Annotated in this window: 22 protein-coding genes and 1 pseudogene; 12 read left to right on the top strand and 11 right to left on the bottom strand. The window is 35.2% G+C overall.

The features are described from left to right. Positions 1–5: 5 nt before the first annotated feature. The 5 genes and pseudogenes from CO726_RS12105 to spoVR form a co-directional block, all read right to left on the bottom strand. Entirely contained in the window at positions 6–566 is a 561-nt protein-coding gene (locus CO726_RS12105) for a sulfurtransferase TusA family protein (RefSeq protein WP_099684401.1), read from the bottom strand. Positions 567–654: 88 nt separating this feature from the next. Continuing rightward, positions 655–918 carry a metal-sensitive transcriptional regulator gene (locus CO726_RS12100; RefSeq protein WP_098761732.1) on the bottom strand — a complete coding sequence of 88 codons (264 nt, stop codon included), beginning with the start codon at positions 916–918 and terminating at the stop codon, positions 655–657. Between the two features lie 185 nt (positions 919–1,103). Then, complete coding sequence (gene cdr / locus CO726_RS12095; RefSeq protein ID WP_099684400.1) at positions 1,104–2,768, bottom strand: CoA-disulfide reductase; 1,665 nt, start codon at positions 2,766–2,768, stop codon at positions 1,104–1,106. Positions 2,769–2,914: 146 nt separating this feature from the next. Next, positions 2,915–4,281: pseudogene (locus CO726_RS12090) on the bottom strand (neutral/alkaline non-lysosomal ceramidase N-terminal domain-containing protein). Positions 4,282–4,300: 19 nt separating this feature from the next. Continuing rightward, positions 4,301–5,719 carry a stage V sporulation protein SpoVR gene (gene spoVR / locus CO726_RS12085; RefSeq protein WP_098761729.1) on the bottom strand — a complete coding sequence of 473 codons (1,419 nt, stop codon included), beginning with the start codon at positions 5,717–5,719 and terminating at the stop codon, positions 4,301–4,303. 267 nt (positions 5,720–5,986) lie between these two features. On the opposite strand from spoVR, the gene CO726_RS12080 reads away from it, so the two are divergent. From CO726_RS12080 to CO726_RS32970, 3 genes are read left to right on the top strand one after another with little or no spacing between them, the layout of a single operon-like run. Beyond that, the gene (locus tag CO726_RS12080; protein ID WP_099684398.1) at positions 5,987–7,000 is read left to right on the top strand and encodes a hypothetical protein; all 1,014 of its coding nucleotides are present in this window, start codon (positions 5,987–5,989) and stop codon (positions 6,998–7,000) included. A 10-nt stretch (positions 7,001–7,010) separates the two neighbouring features. After that, on the top strand, positions 7,011–8,375 hold the full coding sequence (locus tag CO726_RS12075; protein ID WP_099684397.1) for a hypothetical protein: 1,365 nt from the start codon (positions 7,011–7,013) through the stop codon (positions 8,373–8,375). Further along, positions 8,372–8,677: a YkgJ family cysteine cluster protein gene (locus CO726_RS32970; RefSeq protein ID WP_099684396.1), complete on the top strand. Its 306-nt coding sequence runs from the start codon at positions 8,372–8,374 to the stop codon at positions 8,675–8,677. The genes CO726_RS12075 and CO726_RS32970 overlap by 4 nt, the downstream gene beginning before the upstream one ends. 90 nt (positions 8,678–8,767) lie before the next feature. On the opposite strand, the gene CO726_RS12065 is transcribed toward CO726_RS32970, so the two are convergent. From CO726_RS12065 to CO726_RS12055, 3 genes are all read right to left on the bottom strand, one after another. Then, on the bottom strand, positions 8,768–10,558 hold the full coding sequence (locus tag CO726_RS12065; RefSeq protein WP_245916626.1) for an AAA family ATPase: 1,791 nt from the start codon (positions 10,556–10,558) through the stop codon (positions 8,768–8,770). Between the two features lie 256 nt (positions 10,559–10,814). Continuing rightward, positions 10,815–12,053 carry a type I restriction enzyme HsdR N-terminal domain-containing protein gene (locus CO726_RS12060; RefSeq protein ID WP_099684552.1) on the bottom strand — a complete coding sequence of 413 codons (1,239 nt, stop codon included), beginning with the start codon at positions 12,051–12,053 and terminating at the stop codon, positions 10,815–10,817. A 168-nt stretch (positions 12,054–12,221) separates the two neighbouring features. Continuing rightward, the gene (locus CO726_RS12055) at positions 12,222–12,782 is read right to left on the bottom strand and encodes a nitroreductase family protein (protein WP_099684394.1); all 561 of its coding nucleotides are present in this window, start codon (positions 12,780–12,782) and stop codon (positions 12,222–12,224) included. 232 nt (positions 12,783–13,014) lie between these two features. On the opposite strand from CO726_RS12055, the gene CO726_RS12050 reads away from it, so the two are divergent. The 9 genes from CO726_RS12050 (at position 13,015) to CO726_RS12010 (ending at position 19,839) form a co-directional block, all read left to right on the top strand. Further along, on the top strand, positions 13,015–13,611 hold the full coding sequence (locus CO726_RS12050) for a hypothetical protein (RefSeq protein ID WP_136699581.1): 597 nt from the start codon (positions 13,015–13,017) through the stop codon (positions 13,609–13,611). Positions 13,612–13,869: 258 nt separating this feature from the next. Next, on the top strand, positions 13,870–15,375 hold the full coding sequence (locus CO726_RS12045) for a spore germination protein (protein ID WP_099684392.1): 1,506 nt from the start codon (positions 13,870–13,872) through the stop codon (positions 15,373–15,375). Next, a complete protein-coding gene (gene gerYC, locus CO726_RS12040) occupies positions 15,372–16,454 on the top strand; it encodes a spore germination protein GerYC (RefSeq protein ID WP_099684391.1) in 1,083 nt (360 codons plus the stop codon). The genes CO726_RS12045 and gerYC overlap by 4 nt, the downstream gene beginning before the upstream one ends. Positions 16,455–16,466: 12 nt before the next feature. Beyond that, a complete protein-coding gene (locus tag CO726_RS12035; RefSeq protein ID WP_099684390.1) occupies positions 16,467–17,576 on the top strand; it encodes a GerAB/ArcD/ProY family transporter in 1,110 nt (369 codons plus the stop codon). A gap of 45 nt (positions 17,577–17,621) precedes the next feature. Further along, positions 17,622–18,134, top strand: coding sequence for a PCYCGC domain-containing protein (locus CO726_RS12030; RefSeq protein ID WP_099684389.1), 513 nt, complete (start codon positions 17,622–17,624; stop codon positions 18,132–18,134). 115 nt (positions 18,135–18,249) lie between these two features. Next, entirely contained in the window at positions 18,250–18,498 is a 249-nt protein-coding gene (locus CO726_RS12025) for a YhdB family protein (RefSeq protein ID WP_001195459.1), read from the top strand. Between the two features lie 165 nt (positions 18,499–18,663). After that, entirely contained in the window at positions 18,664–19,083 is a 420-nt protein-coding gene (locus CO726_RS12020) for a disulfide formation protein C (RefSeq protein WP_099684388.1), read from the top strand. Positions 19,084–19,095: 12 nt separating this feature from the next. After that, on the top strand, positions 19,096–19,551 hold the full coding sequence (locus CO726_RS12015) for a thioredoxin family protein (RefSeq protein ID WP_099684387.1): 456 nt from the start codon (positions 19,096–19,098) through the stop codon (positions 19,549–19,551). A 72-nt stretch (positions 19,552–19,623) separates the two neighbouring features. Beyond that, positions 19,624–19,839: a DUF1540 domain-containing protein gene (locus CO726_RS12010; protein WP_098761720.1), complete on the top strand. Its 216-nt coding sequence runs from the start codon at positions 19,624–19,626 to the stop codon at positions 19,837–19,839. Between the two features lie 33 nt (positions 19,840–19,872). Here CO726_RS12010 and CO726_RS12005 read toward each other — a convergent pair whose 3' ends face one another. The 3 genes from CO726_RS12005 to CO726_RS11995 form a co-directional block, all read right to left on the bottom strand. After that, positions 19,873–20,124 carry a hypothetical protein gene (locus CO726_RS12005; RefSeq protein ID WP_000834197.1) on the bottom strand — a complete coding sequence of 84 codons (252 nt, stop codon included), beginning with the start codon at positions 20,122–20,124 and terminating at the stop codon, positions 19,873–19,875. A gap of 103 nt (positions 20,125–20,227) precedes the next feature. Further along, positions 20,228–20,989, bottom strand: coding sequence for a L,D-transpeptidase (locus CO726_RS12000; RefSeq protein ID WP_099684386.1), 762 nt, complete (start codon positions 20,987–20,989; stop codon positions 20,228–20,230). A gap of 68 nt (positions 20,990–21,057) precedes the next feature. Continuing rightward, positions 21,058–21,924 (bottom strand): SDR family oxidoreductase, encoded by an 867-nt coding sequence (locus tag CO726_RS11995; protein ID WP_099684385.1) that lies wholly within the window; start codon positions 21,922–21,924, stop codon positions 21,058–21,060. Positions 21,925–22,034: the final 110 nt, after the last annotated feature.

Raw genomic sequence — 22,034 nt, 5'->3', positions numbered from 1 at the left:
AAATTTTAATTCTCTATATTCCCTTGCCACTCTAACATACCTGAAATGACATTTTTCACGTTTGAAAAACCTTTCTCTTTCAACATGTGGCAGGCTACATCACTGCGGTTACCAGTTCGACAAACAACATAAAATTGCTTCGTCTTATCTAATGCTGCACTATCCAGTTCACCTAATGGCACCGAAATAGCGGATGGAATATGACCAAAGGCGAATTCCGCTGCTTCGCGAACATCTAATACAATACACTCTTCACCACTTAATAATATCTCTTGCAACTCCGTATTCGTAATTGTATGAGGATACTTCGCTACTTCATTCACTTCATGCTCATATGCTTTCCTAACGTAATGCATCAAAATATCGCCCTCTTGTTTCGTCCCGATATATTGATGCCCTACTTTATTCGCCCAGCTTTGTATGTCTACTGTAGACCCTTTATCTGTTGCCTCAATTTCAATCACTTGCCCTGACGTCAACCCTTCCATCGCCTTCTTCGTTTTCACAATCGGCATCGGACAAGCCAACCCCTTACAATCTAAACTCCTGTCCACTTTTATACTCATAGTCGATTCCTCCATAATTTATATACATATACCTGTAGGGGTATATTAAAATGTTTTTGAAAATCTGTCAACACTTACGTTTGACAGATTATCGGCTCTTTACAAGTAATTGAACAGCTTCTTTAATTAACTCTTCATTTGAACTATTGCCACTTTCAAACTGTTCGCGTAAACAGTGCTCTAAGTTTGTTCCAACAACGAGTCCAATTGTACGATCAAGCGCAGAGCGAGACGCCGTTAATTGTGTAATAACCTCTCGGCAATCTTTTCCCTCTTCCATCATACGAAGCACACCACGAACTTGGCCTTCAATACGTTTTAATCTATTTTTCATATCTTGATTATATTCCATTCTATAATCACCTCATTACCATTATGTCACTATTTATAACTTATGACAATATATTATACCCTGCAGGGTATTTTGCAAACCCCTATTTTTAATTTTCACCTTATATATTCGTAAAACACAAAGTGAAACCTGAATCTATAGGCTTTCATCTTCCACCAAATTTTGAAGTGGAAGATGAAAAAACATCAATATACAATACGGTCTGGTAATACTGTACCGTACAATTTAAAGCCACCATCTACATTCTTTACCTTGTATCCTTTTTCCATTAACATGCGCGCTGCAACATACCCTCTCATACCGAGCTGACAAGTAATATATATTTCTTTACCCACTGGCACTTCATCCAAACGATCACGTAATTCATCTAACGGAATATGAATAGAACCTTTAATCATTCCCTGTTTTAGTTCATTAGGCTCTCGAACATCAATAAGATATCCACCATTTTCAACAATACGATCTATCTCATGCCATTGGACTGTTTCCACAAAACCATCTACTATATTACTTGCGGCATACCCCACCATGTTTACCGGGTCTTTCGCAGAAGAATAAGGCGGTGCGTATGATAATTCTAAATCTGGCAAATCAATTACAGTTAAATTTGCTTTTATTGCCGTTGCGATAACATCGATGCGCTTATCTACACCGTCACGCCCTAACGCCTGTGCCCCGTAAATTTTTCCGCTTTCTTTATTAAAAATTAATTTTATTAGCACTGGCGTAGCATTCGGATAGTATCCCGCATGCGAATTTGCCTGTACATGCACTACCTCATAGGGTATATTTAATCGTTTTAATATTTTCTCATTTACTCCCGTCGAAGCAACCGTTAGATCAAAAACTTTAGCTACAGAAGTTCCCAGCGTACCTTTATATAAAGAATCCGTATGACCATGAATAATATCAGCTAACATGCGACCTTGACGATTAGCCGGCCACGCTAAAGGAATCATCGTTTCTGTTTCAGTAACAAAATCTTTTACTTCAATCGCATCACCAATTGCATATACATGTGAATCCGATGTTTGAAATCTCTCATTTACCTTTATCGTTCCTCTAACTCCTAATGCTAATCCTGCATCCTTCGCTAAACTACTCTCTGGTTGTACACCAATTGCTAAAATAATCATATCTGTCTCTATGATTGAACCACTTTTTAAACGTACAACAGTCCCGCTCTCTTCTAATGCATCTACACCATCTTCCAAAACAAGCTCAACATTGTGATTTTTCATATGCTCATGTACATATGCTGCCATTTCATAATCGATCGGTGGCATCACTTGATTCGCCATCTCTACAAGAGTAACATCAATTCCTCGTTCTCTTAAGTTTTCAACCATTTCCACCCCAATAAACCCGCCACCAATAACCGTCGCACGACGTGGTTTCTTCTCATCAATATACGCTTTAATACGATCTGTATCAGGTACATTTCGTAACGTAAACAACGCCTTCGCTTCTTCAATACCCGGAATAGGGGGAATAGTTGGCTTTGCCCCTGGTGAAAGAATCAAAACATCATATTCCTCGTTATATGTTTCATTTGTAGTTACATTCTTTATAGTAATTGTTTTCTCTTCTTTATTAATCTTTACCACTTCACTCAATACACGTATATCTAAATTAAAACGCTTTGACATCTTTTCAACAGTTTGTACTAATAATTTTTGTCTTTCTGTAATGACACCGCCAATATAGTACGGTAATCCACAATTTGCAAATGAAATATATTCACCGCGCTCCACCATAATAATTTCATCTTCTTCACTTAAACGACGAAGCCTTGCAGCTACTGATGCCCCGCCTGCAACTCCGCCTACTACTACAATTTTTCTAGACATATTTCAAACCTCCATGTTATTTATTATTTAAGTTCTCCATGCATCATAAATACAAAACAGATACCTACACGGGTATATAATAAGACGTACAAAAATCATTTTCAATATATATATCTTTTGTTCACAAATTCGAAACAAAAAAGAACCTAGATATCTCCAAGTTCTTTTTCGTATAGTTCTATAACTTTTTGCACAATTAAATCTGCTGTGTTCTCCTTTGGTGGCATCAATAAATTCGTAGTTGCCCCATACACAATAGGGTTCAACTCTACTTCATACCCACCATATGCAAACTCTTCTTTTGTCGGTAAGTACCCAATATATCCATTCGTATATCCACCAAAAAAAGCTAGTTCATTTTGAAGACGCTCCTTCATTTCTAAAGCAGTTTCCGAAAAAGGTTCCATCGGTATACCAGAGAACATACCATCATTCATTTGAAATAGTTGAACTTCTAAATCAATACGTAACTGCCGAATGCCTTGCTTATATTTCTCTAATACGATAGTAAGCCATTCATCCGTGTTCACACCCCACTGCTTCTCTGCTAATTGAGCCATGCTTCGTATCTCATCAATTTCAGGAATATCTTTCAATTTCATTTGCATCGTACTCGAAACTGTTCTTAAATTTACAATTGGGCTATATGTAATTGTTGGCAACATCGTTAATACATGTCTACTAAGCGTGTACGCCATTTGTGTTAATGCTTCCCTTGAACCACGATACTTTGCATTTACATTACCAGCAGCACCTTGCACAATAATAACAGGACAGTTTACGATCTTCTCAAGAATCTCTCTCGTCATCCCGGGATAATCCGCTGACAATACATCACTATCACCTTTTAAAACATTCGGATGGGCAGTACAAAATACTACACCCCCGGATAACTCCTTCGTTTCAACGTCTCTTATTGCTAACATACCAATTCGCTTATCTACAACACCCTCTATATTTGTTCCCATCTTCGCTTTTCCATCAGATGTTCTCTCTCTTCGGTTTACCCCAATATCACCTGTCGTAACACCCCATCCAACTTCGCATAGCTTCAAATTGTTATTCGCAATAACAGCACCTTGCACTATATTATTTACTAAAAGCGTTTTATACGACTGTACTACCGGATCATCACCGACCGTTTCTGGACCGGAATGCGTATGAGTATAAACCACCGTTATTTGCTCAAATGGCACGTGAAGCTCACTCGCTACTCGCTCACGAATCATGTTCGTATCTTCTACTAACATCCCAATATTATCAATACTTATAAACACCGTTTTCATTTTATCTTTTTCAAATACAAAAACTGTCCCATAAATACGTTCTTCAATATTATTTATTCCTGTTTCTCTATGATATCCGACAAAATCAATACCTATAGGCGGCGTAATATCCACCTTGCATACCCCTACTTTGCTCATTTGAACCTCTCCATTTCTCTATGTAACTCCCTTTTTTCAAGAATAGCATATTTAACTTTGTTCCAAATAAAAAAGAACGGACATAACATTCTATGTCCGTTCTTTCCATCACACATACTTCCGGTGCACCATCTTCCCATCATAAGAGAACACAACGCCCTTACTCTCCACAATCGACTCCATATGCACCGTTCTTCCCCACAGCTGATGAAGATATGGCAATACTTTTTCTAAGTATTTTAAATCGAGCTCGATTCCTTCGTAACTATGTTTAATATATAATTCTCCGTTCTTTAAATAATCTCCATCTTCTACTACTAAATACGGGAATCCACCATTTGTACGCATATTTACGAGTTGATCACGTACATGTTCCCACTCTTTATCTATTACTTTATACTCTTTTCCTTGGCGCTGGAATAAGTACATATCTTCTCTCATTACGAGATCTTTGTTTAAGTAGTTTCTTAAGAACGATACATCCCATTCGATTTCGCGTACTTCAAAGATTTTGTCTCGACCAGATCCTGGTTTGACGCCTCGTCGCTTCATTTCTTCTGTCGGGTTATTATAGCGCTCTTCTATATCTTCAAACATTTTAATACCGAGGTAGTATGGATTAATACTTGTTTTTGATGGCTGAACGACACCTGCATTTAATTTCGCAAATTCAATTGCTTCATCAGATGTTAAATCCATTTCACGGAGTATGCGTTGATGCCAGTAGGAAGCCCAGCCTTCGTTCATAATCTTCGTTTCAAGCTGTGGCCAGAAATATAACATTTCCTCACGCATCATCGTTAATATGTCTCGCTGCCAATCTTCAAGCTCACGGCTATATTCTTCAATAAAGAGTAGTAAATCTTTCTCTGGTTGCGGTGGAATCTTCTTCTTTTTGCGTATATTCAATCGTTCCCTCTTTTTATTTCGATCATCTAAATTCCATAAATCATCGTATTGTGATGCTTTTTTCTTTTCCACTTCTTCCTCTTCTAAATCATCCATACTCCATGCAAGTTTCGGACGCATAAGCGACGGATCAATATGTTCTTGAATGGCAAGTACGGCATCTAAAAATGTTTCTACCTCTGCTTTTCCGTACTTATGCTCATAAGCTTTCACCCGTTCAGCTGTCGCTGACATACTTTCTACCATATCTCGCTTCGTATTTGAAAAACGAATATTATTTTTAAAGAAATCACAGTGCGCTAAAACATGCGCTACGATTAATTTGTTTTGGATTAAAGAGTTCGTATCTAATAAAAAGGCATAACATGGATCAGAGTTAATAACGAGTTCGTATATTTTACTAAGACCTAAATCATATTGTAATTTCATTCTAAAAAATTGCTTCCCAAAACTCCAATGTGAAAACCTCGTCGGCATCCCATATGCACCAAATGTATAAATAATTTCCGCTGGACATATTTCATAACGCATCGGATAAAAATCCAGCCCAAAGCCAGTCGCAATTTCCGTAATTTCCGCAATCGCATATTGCAATACTTTATCGTCACTTGCTCTCATTATTTTCCCTCCTTACACTTTCCCTTAAGAAAGTGTATGATGAGGAACAAGCTTTCATGAGAACTAAACGTAGTTACTTCATTTATTACTTATCCCTTATAATTTTATATACCACTCTTAATCAAAGAATCATCAAAAAGCAAATACATACACGGTAATAAATATTCTTATCTATTTATTAGAATTTAAATATAACTTTTATTGATAATATCGTGATATTTAAATTATAATTATTAGGAAAAATATCTCAGGAGAGGAATGATTTCAATGCCGTTACCATTTATTCCATTAGTTGTTGCTGCTGGTGCTGCAGTTGCCACTGCAGTTGCTGGAAAAAAAGGACATGAATCATATAAAAATATGAAGGAAACAAAAGATATTGCTGAATCAATAGAAAAGCGCTACAAAAATTCTTTTAACACATTTGACAAAGCACGTCAAAGCACAAATACTCAATTTGAAAAATACGGAGAATTAAAACTAAACATCCTTAGTGGCACAATGAAAGAATTCATTTCAGAATTCAAGAAATTAAAAAATGTTGATTTTACAGATAAAACTACTATCGATTCCCTTGAAGATGTATCTGATTCTAAACGTTTTATGCAGGAAATTGAAAAACAAGTTATCGCTGCATCTGATTTATTAAAATCGGGGGTTTCCGCAATTGCTGGCGGTGGACTGGCAGCTTTTGGAGCACTCGGAGCTGCTACAACATTTGGCGCAGCCTCAACTGGAACGGCTATCGCTTCTTTAAGCGGGGTAGCTGCGACCAATGCAACGTTAGCATTTTTAGGTGGCGGGTCACTAGCTGCTGGGGGTTTAGGAATGGCTGGGGGGATGGCTGTTCTAGGTGGGATTGCTCTTGCCCCTGCTTTAGCATTAGGAAGCGTGATTTTCGCTGCCTCTACCAAAAAGAAATTGGAAGAAATGAAAATTCAAAGAGAAGAAGTCAAAGTAGAAATTGAAAAATTAAATAGTGCAAATTCTGTTTTACAAGAAATTAAAGCCTATACTGTCAAATTATCCGATTTAACTACTGAAACAAATAATCTTTTTGGCGACTATATTGCAACAATGAGTTCTATCATCAATGAAAAAGGTATCGACTATCGCAACTTCACCGACGATGAAAAACTTGCAATCCGTTATACTACTGAACTGGCGATTATCTTGAAAAATTTATTAGATACACCAGTTATTGATGATAATGGTGAACGCTCCAAAATCTTAGAAGATGTCCTTAAAAACACAGAAAAATCAATTCAACACATGTACTAGGTAATTGCATATGAAGAAAAATCTAGATATTCTTGCAACTCAAATTGTAGCTGAGCAAATTGAGCGCTATGGAAATGCTACTATTGAAACATTTGCTGGAATGGATACACTAACCAAAGTAGCAAAACAATATATGAACTGTTCACCCAATATCACACAAGGACGGCTTTTTGAAATTATTGAAGCAACCAAATTTAATAAAGACGCAGCCTTAAAAGGTGAAAGTTTGCGTGCTTTTACAACAGACTCTTTAGGAGATCCACATGCCGCGGCTGATATCTTAATCAAAGATGGTGATACATTAATTAAAGAAGTACAAGCAAAGTCTGGTGCTAAAGCTGCATCACTAGCAAGAATGGTATCGAGCGAAAAGTATGGGGACATGGATCGTTTAGTTAACAGTGAAAAAGCTGATAAAGTAAAAGAATTAGTTGAGAAACGTGCAAATTCCCAAAGTATTTATGCAAAAGACTACGAACAAGCAGCTCCTCACATAAACGGAAAACTAGAAGCAAACAACATTACAAGTGGTGGCACTACATATGAGGAAGCTTTAAAAGCTGCAAATCAACCACAAACATACGCACTAAAAGAAAAAATATATACATTTGCTGAAGGAACATTCTCTTCTATGATGAATGGTGCTTTAGCAGGGGCATGTGTAGGTGGCGGAGTATCACTTGTACAACAAACTGTTGAGATTTGTAAAAGCGAAAAGCAAATAAAAGATGGATTTATACAAGTAGGAAAAGATAGTGGCAAACAAGCTGGAAAAAGCGCTGCTGTTGCAGGCATTGCTCATGGCATTAAATTTATTGGTAAAGATAGTGTGATGATGAAAGGAAACGTAGCAGCAGCTCTTGCTTCTTCAGCTGTTCGACTAACGGAAAGCTCCTACCAACTCATAAAAGAAAAATTATCTATTGAAGAATTTTTAGAAATAGTTGGTGAAAACGCTGTTACCACTTTTTCAGGAATTGTATTCAGCGCAGCAGGAGCAATGCTTCTAGGCCCTGTCGGTGCAGCTGTTGGCGCTACCGTCGCAATGCTAGGAATGAAACAGCTTTATGGAGCATTCACTCATGCTCAACAAGAGTTAGAACTAGCAATTGAAGAACGAAAAAAGGCTGAAGAATTAAGTAAAGTCCTTATCGATTACATTAAACAAGAAGAAGAACGTATTTGTAACTTTTATCAAGAAACTGGTGCAAAAATAGAACACGTAACTGGATTGGTTAAACAAACGATTCATACAGGTGAAAATATAGAAGCGACTATTCATCAACTTGCCGAAAATTTAAACGTCTCGTTTAAATTTAAAAATCAAGATGAATTCAATTCATTTATGCTAAGTGAAGAGTCATTCACATTATGATAACTTTTCCTTGTACCCAATGTGGAATCTGTTGTCAAAACATACAAGGTATTGACTCCCTATCTCATTTAAACAGAGGTGATGGCTGTTGTATCCATTATGATATTGACAATCGGTCATGTACAATTTATGAAGAACGTCCCCTCCTCTGTAATATTGAACTGGCATATGAAGAGCTTTTTAAAAAATCCATGTCAAAAAAAGATTTTTATTTATTAAATGTGGAAGCCTGTAATGAATTGCAAGAAATGCATCAAGTTCCTTCAACCTATAGAATTGATATTAAAAAGATTATTGGATAATAAAAGACATAAGCACAAATTCGACTAGAAACGTGCTTATGTCTTTCTATTTCACAGTTTTATAACACTATACTTCATATCATAATTCACTTACATATAGTAATAATCAAATTGCCCTTTTATACTAGAGAAAAATCTCTGCATTTCTTTATTTCCAATATTTATGACGATTAAATTTTTTCTACACCGTGTTATTCCAGTGTATATAAGTTCTTCCACTGCAATTTTTTCCTCATCTTCGCTTTTATTTATATCTTCTGCAACAAATAGTACAAGGTTATTGATTTCCCATCCTTTAAAACTATGTATAGTTGCAACTTTAGTGGTACCGCCATTCATCCAAAAATTGTACTTCCTCTCTCTTCTTAACTTTTCCAACTGCCTCTTACAGTCATAATCCTCTTTAATTTGTTCGTATACTTCCTTGCTCTCAAAAGTTCTTGTTGTCTTTTCTTTGCGATATAACCTTATGTAATAGTCCAACTCTCGTAATAATTCAATCTGTGCCCCTAAAAAACATAAATCATTTCGATGTACATCAAATTTCTCGATTATGTTATACACAATTTCAAAAAATTTAATATATTTCTCATTCTCTAAAGATTTTTTTATAAAATAATAATGTAATTGTGTACCATCATCAAGAGTGAGCTGTAATTGCTCTTGGAGATCAATATTATCTAATTCATATTTCTCTTTAAAAAAATGTTTTTGAAATTCAATTGCTACATCAGATATCCTTGAAGTTAAACGATATGATGTGTTTAATTGGTTCCATGCACCTGAAATAGTTGTCTTCACCTTTTTATCTTCTTCTAGTTCTCGATTATAAATATTCTGCTTCTCATCTCCTAAAAGAACAAACTCCCCTCCCTCTTCTAAAAAATACTTCCTTATAATCTGTTGCCATTCAAATTTAAAATCCTGTATTTCATCAATAAAAATAGCACTATACTTTTCAATCCTGTTTTCTACACCACTAAATAAATCTATATCCTCAAAACTTCCAAGTGTTATCTTAATGCCATGTTTTTTACATTTACTAGATATAAAGAGGTGATAATGTTTAATCTCAAAATTTGACCAGTCGAAATCCTCCCGAACATCACTAATTCGATCTTTAATATAATTTCTTAATGTAATATTAAAAGTTAGAACAAGTACACGTCTCCCTGTCCTTTTGTATGCATTCACACATCTTCTTGCAAGGACAAGGGTTTTCCCTGAACCCGCAACTCCTTTTATCTTTTGGTGCTTTGAACTAGATTGGAGTAGTTGTTTTTGCTTTTTATTATATATAGGCTCTTTACCTGATTCTAAATCATGGAAAGAAGGCATTAAACAACTCTTAATTTTTTCATATAGTTCGTCTGTAAATAAAGATGATTCATTTACTAAGATATTAGAAATTTTATTACTCGTATCCCTCCCCCATATCTGTATAAATTTCGTATCTTGTTCTATTAAGAAATTCTTCGCATTAACTTCTAATTCTTTATGAAAATATACCCCACATTTAATAAGTCCATAATATTTTTTATTTAACATCTTCTGCTCTAGTAAACCTTCTATATGCCAGTCATACATACTATTTTTATAATTAACAACTTGTTTTAAAGGACAATCTTTAATTGGTCCATTATCCTTTTTTACATACCAGTTTCCTGATTTATCTATACGGTAACTATCCAATTCCCAATCTTTCACTTCAATAATTACGGCACCGTATTTTTTTCGCAGTACTACAATATCTGGGCGTTCTCCATTTAAAAACGGTTGAAAAAACACTTCATATGAATCATCTAGAATAACTTGAAGTATTCTCAACAAAGACATTTCTCCATCTGTCGGCTTTACCTTTAATTGTTCAACAACTTCCATTTCTGGGTATAAAATCGCCAAAACAATCCCCCCTCTTTATACTACAAAACTATTACTATAGTTAATAAAATTTATATCTTTATTTACCTATTATAAAGCTATTCAAAAATAACGTTTTTAAAGTTAGCTCTTTGGAAAATTAAAAATTCTCCTTTCTAAACTTTTAAATAGCACTACCTTAGACTCTCAAAGATAAATTTCTTTCCTATGTTTTAATATCCTCAAAGCACCTTAGCAATAGAAGCCTAGCCTTCGTTCATGATTTTCGTTTCAAGCTGTGGCTAGAATTATATTCCTTTCGAAACTCATCTCTTAATATCGCATACTTAATCAAATTTGCCACGAAGAGTTTTACATCTCTGTGCTTCCACTTAAATTCTCTAGAATGATCTAATACTCCTAGAATAATTTGATTGTCTTCATTTACTAGCTCAGGTGCTTTCTGTTTTATAAATTGAATTACTTTATCTCTTTTGACAGCCCCTTTTTTCCCTGCCGTCAAAGTACCATCGTGCCATATCATACATTCTTTTTTTCCTACAGATACATATTTATCAATGCTTAATTGCAAGGAGTTGTGACTCTTATCAAAATCATCAATTGCGACAACCAAATACGTTATCCCTTTTCGTGTGCCGTAAATGGGGTCATTCATAGTTTTTGCTGTAGCAAATATAGACATACTAACAATTTGATGGTTGCCTTCTTTATCTTCAACAATAAAGTATCGATAATCTCCTGTATAAGTTCCACCTGCTGCATTTCCATAAGACATGTAACGCAATCCACCATCTTCAATTAAATTAATACTATTAAAAGATTGAGAGCGTAAAGAATATCTTTGATCTTTTAGTAATCCCATCAAGTTAACAATGAAATTATGTGACTGACTAGGGGTATCTTCCCCAATCCATCCCCTGCCTTTAAATTCTTCTATTATTTGCGAAGGATAATTATCATAAAAAACAGGACGCTCCCATAGTCCATCCAGTTTCTCCCGAACAACTTGAAGATCTTGTCTCTCAACCAGCTCTTTATAAGATGGGAGAACCGCTAAAGTTTTATATAATTCGGTACTTGTACAATATGCTTGAAAAATAGTTTCAATACCATTAGTAACCATAATCATATCCGCAAAAATCATTTCATCATAACGAATAACTTGATTAAAAACACTATCGGTTAATGGAACTAGATTTGCTTTACATTCTATAATTAACACAGGGATAAGTTGATTATCCCTTTCACTATAAACGATAATATCAGCTCTTCCTTTTAAGCCTTTCTTAAAATAAGACATTGGTACTTCAACCTCAATATATTCATTCGGAACATGCATATCTTTAATTAAAAACTGAATAACTTGTTGCCTCACTATTTCTTCTGGAGTAATTAAAATTAGCTTCTTTCTAATTGGATCAAAAAAGCATTCTTTTCCGTTTCTTATAAATTTTTTTGGAAGTTCGTATTTATTATATTTTATACTTTGATACATTTCCCCCACCCAATCCAATCTTTTATATTCACCTTTAAAAATATTCCCACTTAATTTTACAACAAAAAGAAACTAAAGGAATTTTATCAGCATTCGCTCTCATTGCTTTCATGAGGATTGATTGCATAATAAAAAGACATCCTCATAAAAACGAGAATGTCTCATCTATTAACCTTCAATAATCTCCATCTTCTCCGTAATCGGAGTACGAGCTTTTCCTTCTGGTGCTTTATCGAAATAGCCAAGGTGAAGAATTCCAACGATGCGTTGACCTCTTGTTAAACCAAGTCCTTCTATAAATAATGGATTGTAGTTTAATCCGCCTGATTTCCAAACACAACCTAATCCGCGTTCCCAAGCAAGCAGTTGGAAGTTTTGCATAAATGCACATGTTGCAGCGTAATCTTCGTCGCGTTGAATTTGACGTGGATCTTCATTCATATATACAACGATTTGTGCAGGTGTGCTTAAGAAACGATCAGATAAAATTTTACCGCGTTTCGCTCTTTCTTCTTCTGTGAAAGAGTTTAATACTGCATCTACTAATTTCTGACGGCCTTCTCCAATGTATAATTTACAATTCCATGGCTCACGGTGTTGATGATTCGGTGCCCACGTTGCGTCGTTTAATAGTTCAATTAATAACTCTTTTTCTACTGCTTTATCTGTAAATGTACGAACAGAACGTCTTTCTTTAATGACATTTGCAATGGAAGTATATGTAGTCATATTTTTCTCTCCCTTATTTTTATCTATATGTATAAGTTTATTAGTGATATTGATTTTCAATTTCGATTATACCTTAGTTTTTTACTATTAATCAATGTTTTATGTTGGAAAACTTCTAAAAACGTCATTTCATGCTGTGAATAAAAAAACTTAGCTTGTTCACAAGTTTTTCACATTTTATGGAAATGATATGTGTAAAGTTTTCCACATTATCCATCTAGGAGGAGTTTACATGTACAAAAAAATAGCAGTAAGTATGACTATGGCAGCATTATTATGCGGGATATCCACCTTCCCAGCTTCTGCTGCCACGCCAAAAGAAGTAACAATGCATCACCATAAACCAATTTCAGAAGAAGAAATGCAGTCGCTAGAAAAACTCGGCTATAACAAACATGAAATTTGGAAAGCTGCCCACATTGCAAGAATGAGTAAAAAAGCAATTAAAGATGTTTTAGCTTACTATAAGCAAAATAAATCTTGGGAGAAAACCGCACAACATTTCGGTGTAGATTCAAGTAAGCTTAAAAAGCATCATATGAATAAGGAGACAAAAAAAGCATTACTGCAACAATTAGCAACGATGCAAAAATCCACACCAGATGGACTAAAACAAAAAATGAAAGAATATAATATCGGCTTACGTCAGCTCACGGTATTAACAATCATCTCTCAAAAAAGTAATACCCCTCTTGATGATGTACTAAAAATGAAAAAAGACAGTATGGATATTAAACAAATCGCGGAAAAATTAAATGTTAAAAGAGAAGATATACGAGCAGAGATGATTAAATTAGTGAAGTCTATTAAAGAGAAGAAAACAAATTAATACGCAAAAAAGGAAGAGGTATTCACTACTCTTCCTTTTCTTTATCCCGCTATTTGTGGGCAGTAAAACTCCCACCTCAAAATTCGGCTAGAGCAAAGAAGTTAGGTGGGATTCGGGCTGCCCGTAAAAGCTCGATTGGTGAAGGCTAATAATCAGCGGGGGATGCCCCCCCACTGATTAAAGTTTCAATTTTCAAGTATAAATTCCCCTCTTTCCCAAAAACTAACATAAGCAAATGATGTAGTAAGGGGTGAGAAAATGTTTCGTTTATCGTCTAAAAAGAAGAAAAAAACAATCTGTTCCATTCCAGAGTTTATCCTCACTATGAAAGAATCTAGTGATTTCGTTTCTTATAACATCGTAGAAGATGGGACACTATGTTTGTTTTATTATAAATCTACAGCTGAATCACTCCTCATTCATCGATTCATTTTAACACCTATAAAAAGAGAATTAGATCGCATTGAAAATATAAGTGACATAGCAAATATCGTCACACTCGAAGGGATTATCACCAATCCTTCTATCGATGATATTCGTGAAAAATTACTAGTTGGGTATGTACTCATACAGATAAAAAACGGTGCTGAAGCAGCAGAATATGCACTTATTCGTGCTGAAAGTTCAGTTTTAGGTACACGCTTATATAACGATACCGAAAATGAATATAGTGTAATCGGTCCAAAAGTCGGATTTGTTGAAAATATTGATACAAATACACACTTACTTCGCCGAAACATAGTAACAGAGCAATTAGTTTTCAAAGAAGTTATAGTTGGCTCTATATCCAAAACAAAGGTTATAGTTGCTTACATCGAAGGCATTACAAATGAACAACACATCAATACTGCAATGCAGCGCTTACAAGACGTTGACTTTGATGTTCCTTTTGATGCAACTATGATTGAACAGTTTATTAGCGATAATAGTAACTCACCCTTCCCTGTTTTACTACCTACAGAGCGGTTAGACCGCTCTGTGTACGCATTACTGAATGGGGGCGTTGTCATTTTAACAGACGGTTCACCTTACGCATTAGCTGGACCAGCGACGTTACTTGATTTCTTCGTCTCTCCAGAAGATTATTATTTACCATGGATAGCAGGCTCATTTCTTAGATTGGTTCGTTTTTTTGGAGCAGCTTTCTCTCTATTTTCTTCAGCTATTTACACAGCTGTATTAACGTATCATTATCAAATGATTCCTGCAGATTTACTTGGCCCTATTATTTATTCTAGAGCCAATGTACCATTTCCACCTGTTTTGGAAGCTCTTTTTTTAGAAATTACAATTGAATTACTGCGTGAAGCTGGAGCACGCTTACCGACTAAAGTCGGCCAAACAATTGGTATTGTTGGAGGAATTGTAATTGGGCAAGCATCTGTTGAAGCTGCTTTAACGAGTACGATTTTATTAATTGCTGTTGCATTGTCTGCACTGGCGTCTTTTACAACACCAACAGTAAAAATGTCTTCCACTATCCGAATATTACGCTTCCCCCTCATTATTTTAGCTGGAGCTTTTGGAGGCGTAGGTCTTATCGTTGGATTCGTGCTCATATTAGCTCACTTAATTCGCTTAAAGTCACTTGGATCACCTTATTTATTACCTCTATACCCATTCCGCGGTTTAGGGACAGCAGAAGGCCTCCTTCGTTTGCCGTTTAGTCAAACTGCTGGACGTGCCTCTTTTCTGAGACCAAAAAAGAAATGGCGCTATGACCCAAACAAAGCGAAAGAAAAACGTGACGGTGAAGAGAAATGAAAAATATTTTATTATGCTTTTCCATTATCATTTTAATTTTTCAATCTGGTTGTACAGAAACAAATATAGTTGATACACAGCGAATGATTCACGTAGGTGGATTCGATATAATGAAAGATAAAAAATTTCGCGGGACAATTTTATATCCCGATTACACAAAAGGAGTACAATCTAAACCAGAAACTCAATCAACTCATGCAGGTACAATTGAAACAATATCTTCCCTTCTAAACGCCAAATCGCCACATACGATCGCTGTAGGTCAAATGCGTGTGGTCCTATTTGGGAAGGCATTTGGTGAACGTGGAATTGGAGATGTTATTAACAACTTACAACGTGATCCTAACATTGGCCGTGATGTGCAACTAGCACTAGTAGATGGTTTAGCAGAAGAATTACTTAAACATGTTAGAACAAATGGATCACTTTATCTATCTGATTTACTGGAACAAAATATAAAAAACGAGACAATCCCACGGACAGCTTTAAATATTTTTTTATATAACTTTTATTCATCAGGATGTGATCCATTTCTTCCTTATATTAAAGTTGCAGAAGACAAGTCCGCTTCCATTAAAGGACTCGCTTTTTTAAAAAAGGATAAAGTGGTTATGTACACCGATAAAAAAGGATCTTTTTTATTAAAATTACTTATTAATCCAACGAAAAATGGTCGCTACGAAGTTCCAATACGTCAAGGTAAGCATAAAGGATTGATCGCTACTCAAAACTTATCTGGAAAAAGTGTTTGTTCCCTTTCCGACACCAGTGATATTCCGAAAGTTAACATCCACTTAAAATTAAATGGACTCATAAAAAATGCTCCCGACTGGCTTGACTTATCTAAGAACGAAAATGTAACTTACGTAAAAAAACATGTAGAAAAAATGCTTGAGAAGGATTTAAGCGAATTAATAAAACAATTCCAAGAAAAAGAAGTTGATCCAATAGGTATACGAGAAGAAATTCGTAGTCATTCAAGAAAATGGAGTATGAAACAAATTCAAGACATGTATCCTAATGTAGACGTTGCTGTTCATGTGAAAATTAATATCGTACAATCTGGTATCGGAGAATAGTGAGGTGCTATCATGGCTAAACAAGATAAAACACATACTGTTTCCCCTTATTTCACATTCCTTCTATTACACTCCCTTCAAATCGGAGTAGGTGTGTTAGGATACCAAAGAGTTATTGCACAATATGCCGGTTATGATTCTTGGATTTCTCTTATTATCGCTGGTATTGCAACTCATATCGTTTTATTTTGTATGCTTAAAATGTTAGAAAAAGATAATGATTTAATGAATATTCATACGACATGTTTCGGAAAGTGGATTGGAACATTTTTTTCCGTATGCTTTGCTGCATACCTTCTATTATTTTGCCTTACTGTTCTTCGTACATATATTGAAGTTATTCAGGTTTGGGTCTTTCCTACAATTAAGCCATGGAAATTAACTTTACTATTTTTACTTGTAGCTTATTACATAATTAGAGGTGGCTTTCGTTCTGTAACAGGAATATGTTTTTGGGGCGTTATCATACCGATTTTCGTTCTATTTTTCTTAGTTTTCCCAATGAAATATGCACATGTCCGTAACATTTTCCCAATTCTAACTCATGCACCTTTAGACATTTTTACTGCAGCGAAAGCATCTGCATTAGAGTTTCTTGGATTTGAAGCAATCCTTATCTTTTATCCCTTTATAAAAAAAGGAAAATCGTTAAATAAATGGGCACATAGCGGTATTGCTTTTACAACCATTCTATACGTAATATTAGCGATTGTGTCCCTTATGTACTATAGCCAGGGACAACTACATCATACAATTTGGCCAACATTAACGATGCTAAAAATCATCAAGGTTCCTTTTATTCAAAGGTTTGAGTACATTATTATTTTCCTATGGTACCTTATTATTTTACCTAATCTTTGTTTAACGATTTGGTCTTCTTGTTGTATTAGCAAGAAGTCTTTTCGCATACCTTTTAACATTACACTGCCATTTTTTATCGCTGCTATATTTATTTCGTCTTTGTTTTTCACAAACCGTGAAGATATCAATGCATTAAATACCGTACTGTCTCAAGCTGGTTTATATATCGTATACGCTTATATCCCAATTTTATTTCTATTCCATTCACTACGTTGGCGTTTTAAAAATCAGTCGAAAAAATCTTCACCCAACGCACCATGATATTTGATACAATTTGTTTAATACATTTGTAAAGGGGACAAGCGAATGAAAAAGTATGTATTTTCTTTACTTGCAGTACTAAGCTTAATTCTTGCTGGATGCGGAAGTACTGGTACAAATGACAATAAATCTTCTGAATCAAAAAAAGAAGAGCATGACCATGCATCGCACACTCAGCAAGCTGACATTCAAGAAAAAACAAAAGGAGTCGACACACTTCCTACCTTCCTAGACAAGCTTGATCCACAAATGAAAGATATCTACACTGTCGCTGGGCAAAATGCAGAGTTATTAGATTGGATTCCATGTTACTGCGGTTGCGGTGAAAGTGTAGGACATAAAAATAATAAAAACTGCTTTATTCGTGAAATTAAGAAGAATGGTGAAGTTGTTTGGGATTCCCATGCAACGACTTGCGTCAATTGCCTAGAAATCGCAGTTGAATCGGCTGCGATGAAACAAAAAGGAAAATCAACGCTTGAAATTCGTAACTATATTGACAATAAATACAAAGAAGGCTATGGCAAACCAACACCTACGCCAATGCCAAAAGCTTAAAAACGAGGAAATACCTCGTTTTTTTCATTCACTTTTTTTCTTAACAAATTCTTTCAAGTGTATTTCTCCTTACTTATCACACACTATATATAACTCTCGGTAAGGAGGGTACACAGTGCAAACATATAACGACTATGATAAAGCTCTCTATTACACGTATTGCTGTAATTGGGATAAATTACTCGTTCTCATGGTTCAGACGAACGATCAATTATTTTCTAAGCGTATTGAGCATTTTTTACATGCTTATCAATACAGTAAAGAATTACCAGAAGTTGATAAACAATTGCAGCTCCTATTTCAATATATTGACCACGCATCCCAAAAGTCACATGTAGAAGAAGTAGAGCAAATTCAAATGTAAAATATAGCGCTATTCTCTTCTGGAGAATAGCGCTTTTTTAAAATGTTTATATCAATAAAAGTTTCCTCTTATAAAACTTTTATTGATAAACATATTTTTTCTTTCTTTTCTGTGCCACTTCATACTATAATTTAGTATGTAACTATTATAAGTGAGGTATAAAATATGGGACGAGAAAAAAAGCAAGAATATGCTTTACTTACTGCATGGGGAGCTTCATTTATTGCTACATTAGGAAGTCTATACTTTTCCGAAATCATGAAATTTGAGCCTTGTGTCCTTTGTTGGTATCAACGTATTTTTATGTATCCATTCGTTTTATGGATTGGTATCGCTGTAGTAAAAAAAGACTATCGCATTGCAAGTTATTCTTTACCAATTGCAAGTATTGGTGCTTGTATTTCTTTATATCACTATGCAATTCAAAAAATCGCAGCATTTTCAGCTGCTGGGGCAGCTTGCGGCCGCGTACCTTGTACGGGAGAATACATAAACTGGTTCGGCTTTGTGACAATCCCGTTTTTAGCACTTATCGGCTTTATCACAATCGCTGTTTGTAGCTTCATCGTAATCAAAAACAAATAAGGAGATGAAAGAATGAAAAAAATGCTTATATTTGGTGGTATTATTATCGCCCTGTTTGCAGCAATTTTTGCTGTCACACAAATGGAAGAAAAAAATGCTGCAACTAGCCAAAAAATTGATAATGCTACTGGTAGTCCAACTGGTGGTCCTGACTACTACACAAATAAAATCTCTCTTTCAGATCTTCAAAAGAATTTAAAAGAGAAAAAAGAAGAAACAGTATACTTTTATCAAACATCTTGCGTTCATTGCCAAAAATTATCTCCCATCGTAGTACCGATGGCTAAAGACTTGAATGTTGATATGAAAGTTATGGATATTGAAAAATTAGATGCTCCTTGGGATGAATATAAAATTAAAGGCACTCCAACAATCATTCATTTTAAAGATGGTAAAGAAGTGAGCCGTATTAGTGGTGAACAACCGAAAGACAAATTAAAAGAATGGCTTGAGCAAACGAAAAAATAACGAGAAAAGGAAACTCCTTCTACACATGAAATGGGCGTAAAATCCCAAACTAATGTATAAGGAGGGGGTTTTATGCCAGAAGTGAAATGCTCTGTTTCCAATTGCTCATTTTGGGGACAAGGTAACTTTTGTCAAGCAAGTGCAATCGTTGTTCAACCTGATGCACAAGAAGCTGGTTCGAATACAAATGATTCATATACAAGCGCTGTTTTAACAAACGAGACGCTAGAAAGCTCTGTAGCAACGAGTGTAGAAACTTGTTGCCATACATTTAAGCCAAAATATTAAACATAAAAAGCATACGACTACTCGTATGCTTTTTTACATTCCTCTCCAAAAATCATGCATCATAAAAAAGTACAAAATAACGAGAACAACTGTCCCGCATAGGGTAATACGCCGATATATACTCTTCTCTCCTTCTCTTGCTTTCACAAATGCCCAAATAAATCCAAAGAACAATATTAAATCAACATATGGAACATAAAACGAAAAGACGAGAAACGCATACAAATACACGATAAATAAACAGGTCGTTACTAAGAAAACTTTAAAAGCAAATTCACTTTTCATAATGTAACCGCCCCCTATCTGTACTGTATTATATTCAGCAAAATACAATAGTTGCAGTTAAACTCGAAGTAGAAATAAGCTACCGTCTATAATACGGTAGCCATTACGAAACACTATATTTTCGTTTATATATATTACTTAAAATCGAAGAAGGAATTTGCTCATAACGAATTTTCTCTCCTGTTTCATCCATAATATACAAATTGTTTCCTATATAATATATTCCATCTTTTCGTTTTGAATACACCTTGTATCTTTCATTCGGCAATACCGTTTTCACTTTCGTTAACTGTCCATTTGGTTCTTGCCAATATATATCAGCACGGTCTACTAACGTAAGCACGCCAATTTGCTCTTCTTCTACTTTACGACCGTTCCAGCTCACAACGCGATAACCAAGCTTATTTGCCTCATATTCTGGATTCGTATGAAAACGAGAAATGATTACTTTTGTTTGTAATTGTACCCGGTCATATAACCATTGTATATCCCTGTCATGCATACGAATACAGCCATTTGATTCCCTACTTCCAATCGTCCATTCTCGATTTGTTCCATGAATTGCATACTCCTTTTTATCCAGACCTAACCAACGCGTACCGAGAGGATTATTCGGTGCACCCCCAGCTATTTTTTTTCGATGGTATTCTTTATTTTTATATTTAGTTATAATACAAAAATTCCCTTCAGGTGTAGGTGTACGGTCTCTTCCAGTTGTTATGGGGAATGTTTTTGTATAATTTCCATTTTCAAAAAAAGATAATTGGTTTGTCGTAAGATTCACTAATATTAAATGATCTGTATCAGCAAAAGCACTAACCGGTAGGATGAAAAATAATAGTATGACGAAACATAATTTTTTCATCTATATCCCTCCCCTAGCGCTCACTATAATAAGTGGAATTAACTTTACTTTGCTCTTATAAATGAAAACTATCCATTTACAATAACGCCCCCATTTACATGTATCATTTGCCCTGTAACATAGGATGAATCGCCAGATGCTAAGTATACGTATGCTGGTGCTAATTCATATGGCTGACCAGGTCTTTGCATCGGAACATTGCTTCCAAACTGTGACACTTTCTTCTCATCAAAGCTCGATGGAATAAGAGGTGTCCAAATCGGACCTGGCGCAACACCATTTACACGAATTCCTTTTTGCACTAACGATTGAGAGAGAGATCTTGTAAAAGCAACGATAGCTCCTTTCGTTGCAGAATAATCAATTAAAGTTTCATTTCCTTCATATGCAACGATAGACGCCGTATTTATAATGACATCTCCTTGCTTTAAATGAGAAAGTGCTGCTTTCGTAACGTGAAAATAAGAAAAAATATTAATACGAAACGTTTTTTCTAGTTGCTCTGCTGTAATATACTCTAGTCCTTGCTGCGGATATTGCTGCGCGACATTATTTACTAAAACATTTAAACTACCTAGCTGCCGGGCGGTCTCTTCTACAATGTCTTTACAATGCTGTTCATTACTTAAATCCCCCGGCAACAATACACACTTTACGCCTTCTTTTTCAACACGCTGTTTCGTCTCATTTGCATCTTCCTCCTCATCTAAATACGCAATCGCAATATTTGCTCCCTCTTTCGCAAAAGCGATGGAAACAGCTCGTCCAATTCCACTATCTCCCCCTGTAATTAATACATTCTTTCCTTTTAACTTTTCGCTTCCTTTATAATTTGGATTTTCAAACTGCGGAAGTGGATTCATTAATGATTCAATACCAGGCTGTTTATTTTGATGTTGGGCTGGCATTGTTAAAAAGTTTTTTTGCTGTGGCATAACTTCCTTCAGCTCCTTTTCCTTATAATATGCGCACAATAAAAACGGAAATTCACAAATCGTTTTACGATTAATATTCGAATTTAAGACACAAAATATGAATTGTTGTA

It is taken from the genome of Bacillus fungorum (assembly GCF_002746455.1).
Taxonomy (GTDB): domain Bacteria; phylum Bacillota; class Bacilli; order Bacillales; family Bacillaceae_G; genus Bacillus_A; species Bacillus_A fungorum.
Note: the sequence above shows the minus strand (reverse complement) of the source record. Positions and strands in the feature narration are given on the sequence as shown.